This is a genomic window from Candidatus Stoquefichus massiliensis AP9 (assembly GCF_000455285.1).
Lineage (GTDB): Bacteria > Bacillota_I > Bacilli_A > Erysipelotrichales > Coprobacillaceae > Stoquefichus > Stoquefichus massiliensis.
In genome coordinates this window covers 109,216-115,526 of sequence record NZ_HG005284.1, presented here as the reverse complement: position 1 = coordinate 115,526, position 6,311 = coordinate 109,216, and the positions used below count along the sequence as shown (strand labels likewise).

The window sequence follows — 6,311 nt, the reverse complement described above, 5'->3', positions numbered from 1 at the left end:
ACATGATTTAAATCATGATATTTTATTTGCAGGGAAAAGCAAAAAAGCATCTGTGAAAGATTTAGGAGAAGCCAAAGTAAATTATTTGGTTGAGTTATGGAAAGACTTGAAATATGATGAAAGACAGATTGGTGTTGACATTTTAACTCCGGATATGAGTCCTGAATATTTTCATTATTTTGTAGGTGTAGAGGTGATTCAAAATGATGAAGCAAAAGAAATGAGAATTATGCCTAAAGGAAAATATATGGTTTGTCGTTATGAAGCGGAGAACTTCGAACAATTAGTAAATGATGCATTGTATAAAGCCAGTCAGTATTTATATGATGTTTGGCTACCTCATCATCATCTTCAGCCAGATGCATTATTAATTCAGAAGTATTTTCATCCGTTTTCTAAAAATTGTTATATTGAATTATGGGCAAAATTAAAAGAAGAAGGTGTAGCGTAAAAGTTACGCTTTTATTATGTAATTTGTTTCTTTTTTTAATTGTTTTTGGAATATATTCTTATTTAAGGTATAATGAAAGGTAATCAATAATATTAGAGGAGGATATTATGGACTTTTTATCAAATATTAATTTAAAAAAGAATACTTTAACAAAAAATGAATTAAAAGCATGTGAATTGATTTTAAAAGACTTAAATAAAGTACAGATGTATTCACTAACAGAAATGTCAGAACAAATTAAGATTACAAAAACGACAATATTAAGATTCTGTCAGAAAATGGGATATAGTGGTTATACTGAATTTCGTTATGACTGTGTGAAGTATGTCAATAGTTTAAGTAATGCTGAAAGATTAATTGAAGATGAGAATGAGAAAATTATAAATGTTGAAAAGATTTATATGGATACTATTAAATTAATTCATTATACATTGAAAGATGAAGATTTTAAAGCACTCGCAATTATGATCCAATCTGCTAGAAAAGTGAGATGTGTAGGTGAAATCAATTCAGAAGTGACATGTTTACAATTAAAATATGCTTTAGCAATGTATGGTATAGATGCTGATGTGTTGCCAAGTAAAGCCAATGTCAAAGCAATTGATTTAATAACAAATGAACGAGATTTATTAATTGTGATGTCAGCTAGTGCCAATAGTGATATTGTGAAAGAAGCATATAATCTTAAAGAAAATAATGGCTGTCAAATTGCTTTAGTGACTATGAATCCTTCCACTCCTTTAGAAACAAAGTCTGATATCTTTTTATTGTTACCAAGTGTTGCTCCATTAAAAAATAAATCGTTATTGGATAGTGTACCTATTTATTCTGTCTTTGTGGAAATACTATTACATTATTTAAATAGCGAAGGAGAATAAAATGAATGATTATATTCATAACTCTCTTTTTCAATTAGAACAATATCCTGATGATTGGTTATCACTTTTTGCAGTGGGATACCAATCTTTAAGACATGGAAATCAGGAAGATATTGTGAGAATGGGAAAGATAGCACATCATTATTTATCTGATATGAGTATTTTAAGGCTTATTAAATTAGGAGAACAGTTTAGCAGTTATACATCTTTATTATGGTCTATTAACTGGCGTGATGTTGATGTGAAATCAATGTCTCAGTATTTTGATCATATAGAAGATTATAAAAGTTTGCTTATAATGGGATGTTTTCATCCAAGTGGTTATTTTAGAGAAAAATGTATTCGTTTATTAACGCATCATCCATATACATTATCCTTAGTTATGTTAAGAATGAATGATTGGGTAGAAGAAATTCAAAATACTGCTTATCAATTGACATATAATCAATTATCAAAGTGTTCTTTGAATGAACTTATTCATGTCTCATATGTATTGATGAAAGTGAGAAATTCTCAAAGACGTTCACAAATGAATTGGTGTCATATTGAAAAACTTTATAAAGATAGGTTGAAAGAAACAATCAAAACTTTTGATATTCATCATTTTATGAAGCAAGATATTCATAATCGTAAAGCCTTTTATTTATTAATGAATGAAGAAAATTTGTTTTCTAGTGATATGTTAGAACAGCTTCTTCACTATGAAAAAGATACTTTTTGTTTGTTGTTGGTGATTAGAAATATGCTGAAAGGACTTGATGACTTAGAAAAGATTTCATTTTTAATGAAGCATCGTTCATTTTATATTAGGAAAGAAGCTTATATTCGTTATTATGAAATAATGCAAGATGCATGGGATGGTATTGAAAACGGGTTATTAGATCGAAGTTATTCAATTAGAGATTATATTCGTTTTGTGATTAATAAACATAAACAGTTTGATATACTTGGATTTTATTTGAATCATTTAGATTGTCCAGAAGGGTTGTTAGGTATAGGGGAATGTGGAAATCATAAACAAGTGGAATTATTATTACCATATTTAGAAAGCGATGATGAGAAAATGGTTAAAGCAGCTATTCAATCAATAAGTCGTCTTTTGACATATCATGGAGGCGATATTTATTGGCAGTTCTTATTAGATGAACGTATCTCTGTATCAAAAGTTGCTTATCTCACAATTATCAAAAACAAGGTTCATTATGGTGCTGATTTTATTTATGAACATTATCTTTCAAGTTCTTTAGAACATCATCAGCGATATTTGTTATCTCTTTTATTAGAGGAAGATTCTTGGGAGAGATTACCATATTTATTAAAATTATATGAATATCCAGAAGCGAAAATGCAAAATCGTATTCAAGTGAAAGTGAATCAAAGAAATCCTTATAAAAAAGTATCATATGCATTAAAAGAGAAAATTATGTGTGAACTTAATTGTAAAGACAATGCTATTGATGATGATATTAAAGAATCGATTATATTTGATTTGAGATTTGTATGTAGAGGAGAGAAATAATGAGCGAAGAAAGAAAGTCAGTAAATATGGATGAGTTTGCTGAGAAATTTGCAAATGTTTATTATATTAAACTTTTATTCCAAGAAAGAATAGAGGTTGATCATGAAGAACTTTATCAAAGATTAGAAGATCAATTTCATCATGTAGATAGAGTTGCGAAAGGAAAATTATCATCGTTCGCCTTGCGTGATCATTTAGTGACTTATAAAGATGGTGAACAGGTTCCATCACAATTGTTGATCACAGAGGTTGTTCCATTTAATCAATCTACAATTCCAGAAATGGCAATGCAACAATGTTGGATAAGTGAAAATCCTCAAGCATTATTAACGGACTGTCATTATGAAATAATGGTTAGTGATTTTATGGCAGGTGGTCTTGACACTGTTGAACGTTGCCAAATACTTGCGAAATATATAGATATATTATTAGAAATGTTACCAGAATGTATTGCTTTATATTGGCCGCATTCACAAAAATTTATGCCAGCAATTGCATATTTACAAAGTCAATGGAATAACCCTGAACTTCATTTCTTAGATGGTGGATTAAATGTAAGATTCTTTAATGTTCAAAATAGTGAGGATATGGTTGTAGATACAACAGGATTGTTTTCACTGGGACTTCCAGATTTACAAATGCATTTTCATACATTAGATCATAACTTTGTGATTAATTATATTTTTAATTTTGCATCTTATCTCTTTCAAAATGGAGATATTGTGAAAGATGGAGATACAATGGATGGAAGAGATGAAAATGAACGTTGGACATGTCAGCATGAAGATGCATTAATTACACCTACACGTGTTGTTTTAGATGTGAATGCCAATGAATTTGCTGCTGGAAATAGATAATTATAAAAATATCATATTATATCGAAATAAATAGAAAAATAGTAAAATAATTTCGATACATCGAAAAAACTTTACAAAACTATCTTTCTTATTGAAAATTTGTGATGGGGTGTTGTAAATATGAAAATTAAAACAGAACAGACTTACAATAATGTGAAGAAAGTGATAAGTTTATAAATAAGCTTATTGCTTTTTATTAAGAAAGTAGGAAAAGAATGGAACAAGTACAATTTGGTTTTGTGAGAATTACTCAAGGTACACATAAAGATAAGATAGCAAGATATATAGAAGATGATGAAAAAGGTAAGGTGAAAATGACATTTAGTTATGATCAGGATTTCTTATCATGGCCAGTATATTCTACAATTTCAAAGAAATATATAAGTTCAGATATTACACTTATTGATTTGGTGGATCGTTATTATCATGTCGTTCATCATTTGAATCGTATTTCTTTAAGAGGACATCCAAAGATTAAGAAATTTTCAGCGAAACATAATGAATTGATTAATGAAAGTCATTTAATAAGAATGTTGTTAAAAGATTATACATCACCTCATCATCTTCAGTTTAAAGATAAAGAAAAGAATATTTATATTGCTGGTTCATTTAAAGATACATTATGGATTAATGATATAATTGCTGAATTAACAAGTGATGGTTGGCATGTCTGTTTCAATGACCATGAATTACAGACTCATAATGATTTAGACTTTGTTATTAATATGTGCAGTAATTTTATTTTTGTTGTATCTGATCATTATCAAGGAATAGATATGAAGAGGGAATATAGTTATATTTTAAAAGTGAAAACAGAATTACAAAAGATAACTTTTGTATCACTTGAAAATGAATCTCATATATTATTAAAAGATTCATTATTGATTCATAAAGATGGTGGAATATTAAGAGATGATATAAAAGAATTAGAGAAAAGATTAATCAATCATGATTTATAAGACCGTTATGCTGGTCTTTTTTTTGTATTCCAATTTGGAATACAAACTTACAAAAGAAGAATTGTTTGACAATCTTTTTATGTGTTAAGATGGTTTGGTCAAAGAGGGGAAAACAGAGTTGTACCAACTTACATAAAAAGGAGAGAGAAGAATGACAAAAAACAAAGTAAAAGATTTACGTTCAGCAATAGAATTATTACAATCTATTGATGGACAATTAGTAGAAACTGATGTAGAAGTTGATCCAATGGGTGAACTTTCAGGCGTATATCGTCATGTTGGAGCAGGTGGAACAGTAATGAGACCAACACAAGAAGGACCAGCAATGATATTTAATAATGTGAAAGGACATCCAGGTGCGAGAGTAGCAATTGGATTACTTGCTAGTCGTAAGCGTGTAGGTTATTTATTAGATTGTGAACCTGAAAAATTAGGTTTCTTATTAAAAGATTCAGTGAATAATCCAATTAAACCTATTGTGCTTCCTCATGAACAAGCAAAATGTCAGGAAGTTACATATTATGCAACTGATGAAGGATTTGATATTAGAAAGTTAGTTCCAGCTCCAACCAATACATTAGAAGATGCTGGACCATATATTACTTTAGGAATGTGTTATGCATCAAATCCTGATACAAAAGAATCAGATGTAACCATTCATCGTATGTGTTTCCAATCAAAAGATGAAATTTCTATTTTCTTACAACCAGGAGCACGTCATATTGGTTACTTTAGAGAATTAGCAGAAGTCAAAGGAGAAGCTTTACCGATTTCCATTAGTATTGGTGTTGATCCAGCTATTGAAATAGCATCATGTTTTGAAGCGCCTACAACTCCTTTGGGTTATGATGAATTACAAGCTGCCGGAGCCATTAGAAATGAACCTGTTGAACTTGTTCAATGTTTAACAATCAATGAAAGAGCGATTGCGAATGCTGAATATGTTATTGAAGGAGAGATATTGCCAGGCAAACGTATTCGTGAAGATATCAATTCGAATACTGGCAAAGCGATGCCAGAATTTCCTGGATATTGTGGACCGGCTAATCCAGAATTACCAATTATTAAAGTAAAAGCTGTTACAACAAGAAAAAATCCAATTATGCAAACATGTATTGGACCAAGTGAAGAACATGTTTCGATGGCAGGGATTCCAACTGAAGCAAGTATTTTAACAATGGTAGATAAAGCAATGCCAGGAAAATTATTAAATGTTTATTGTGCTTCAAGTGGTGGTGGAAAGTATATCGCAGTTATGCAATTTAAGAAGTCTGTTCCTTCAGATGAAGGTCGTCAAAGACAAGCTGCATTACTTGCTTTTAGTGCTTTTGCAGAATTAAAACATGTCTTCTTAGTTGATGAAGATGTTGATCCATTTGATATGAAAGATGTGATGTGGGCAATGACAACACGTTTCCAAGCTGATATAGATATGATTCCAATTCCTGGGGTTCAATGTCATCCATTAGATCCATCAAATCAACCTGAATATTCATCACATATTAGAGCACGTGGTGTTGCTTGCAAAGCTATTTTTGATTGTACTGTTCCTTTTGATAAAAAGAATCGTTTTGAAAGAGCACAGTTTATGGATGTTGATCCAGCAAACTGGTTGCCAGATATGTTTAAGAAGAAAGGGGAATAATC

6 protein-coding genes are annotated in these 6,311 nt (G+C 30.2%); all 6 read left to right on the top strand.

Annotation, left to right across the window (positions count from 1 at the left end; all coding sequences use genetic code 11):
* Nucleotides 1-451 (top strand): GyrI-like domain-containing protein (locus tag BN350_RS18075; RefSeq protein WP_187117084.1); only part of this gene is annotated, 451 nt, incomplete at its 5' end.
* A 107-nt stretch (nucleotides 452-558) separates the two neighbouring features.
* The gene (locus BN350_RS00605) at nucleotides 559-1,329 is read left to right on the top strand and encodes a MurR/RpiR family transcriptional regulator (protein WP_028041862.1); all 771 of its coding nucleotides are present in this window, start codon (nucleotides 559-561) and stop codon (nucleotides 1,327-1,329) included.
* A gap of 1 nt (nucleotide 1,330) precedes the next feature.
* Nucleotides 1,331-2,848 (top strand): hypothetical protein, encoded by a 1,518-nt coding sequence (locus BN350_RS00600; protein ID WP_044600003.1) that lies wholly within the window; start codon nucleotides 1,331-1,333, stop codon nucleotides 2,846-2,848.
* Nucleotides 2,848-3,705: a DUF4261 domain-containing protein gene (locus BN350_RS00595; RefSeq protein WP_028041860.1), complete on the top strand. Its 858-nt coding sequence runs from the start codon at nucleotides 2,848-2,850 to the stop codon at nucleotides 3,703-3,705. The genes BN350_RS00600 and BN350_RS00595 overlap by 1 nt, the downstream gene beginning before the upstream one ends.
* A 215-nt stretch (nucleotides 3,706-3,920) precedes the next feature.
* Nucleotides 3,921-4,664, top strand: coding sequence for a hypothetical protein (locus BN350_RS00590; protein ID WP_028041859.1), 744 nt, complete (start codon nucleotides 3,921-3,923; stop codon nucleotides 4,662-4,664).
* A gap of 151 nt (nucleotides 4,665-4,815) precedes the next feature.
* Complete coding sequence (locus tag BN350_RS00585) at nucleotides 4,816-6,309, top strand: UbiD family decarboxylase (protein WP_028041858.1); 1,494 nt, start codon at nucleotides 4,816-4,818, stop codon at nucleotides 6,307-6,309.
* Nucleotides 6,310-6,311: the final 2 nt, after the last annotated feature.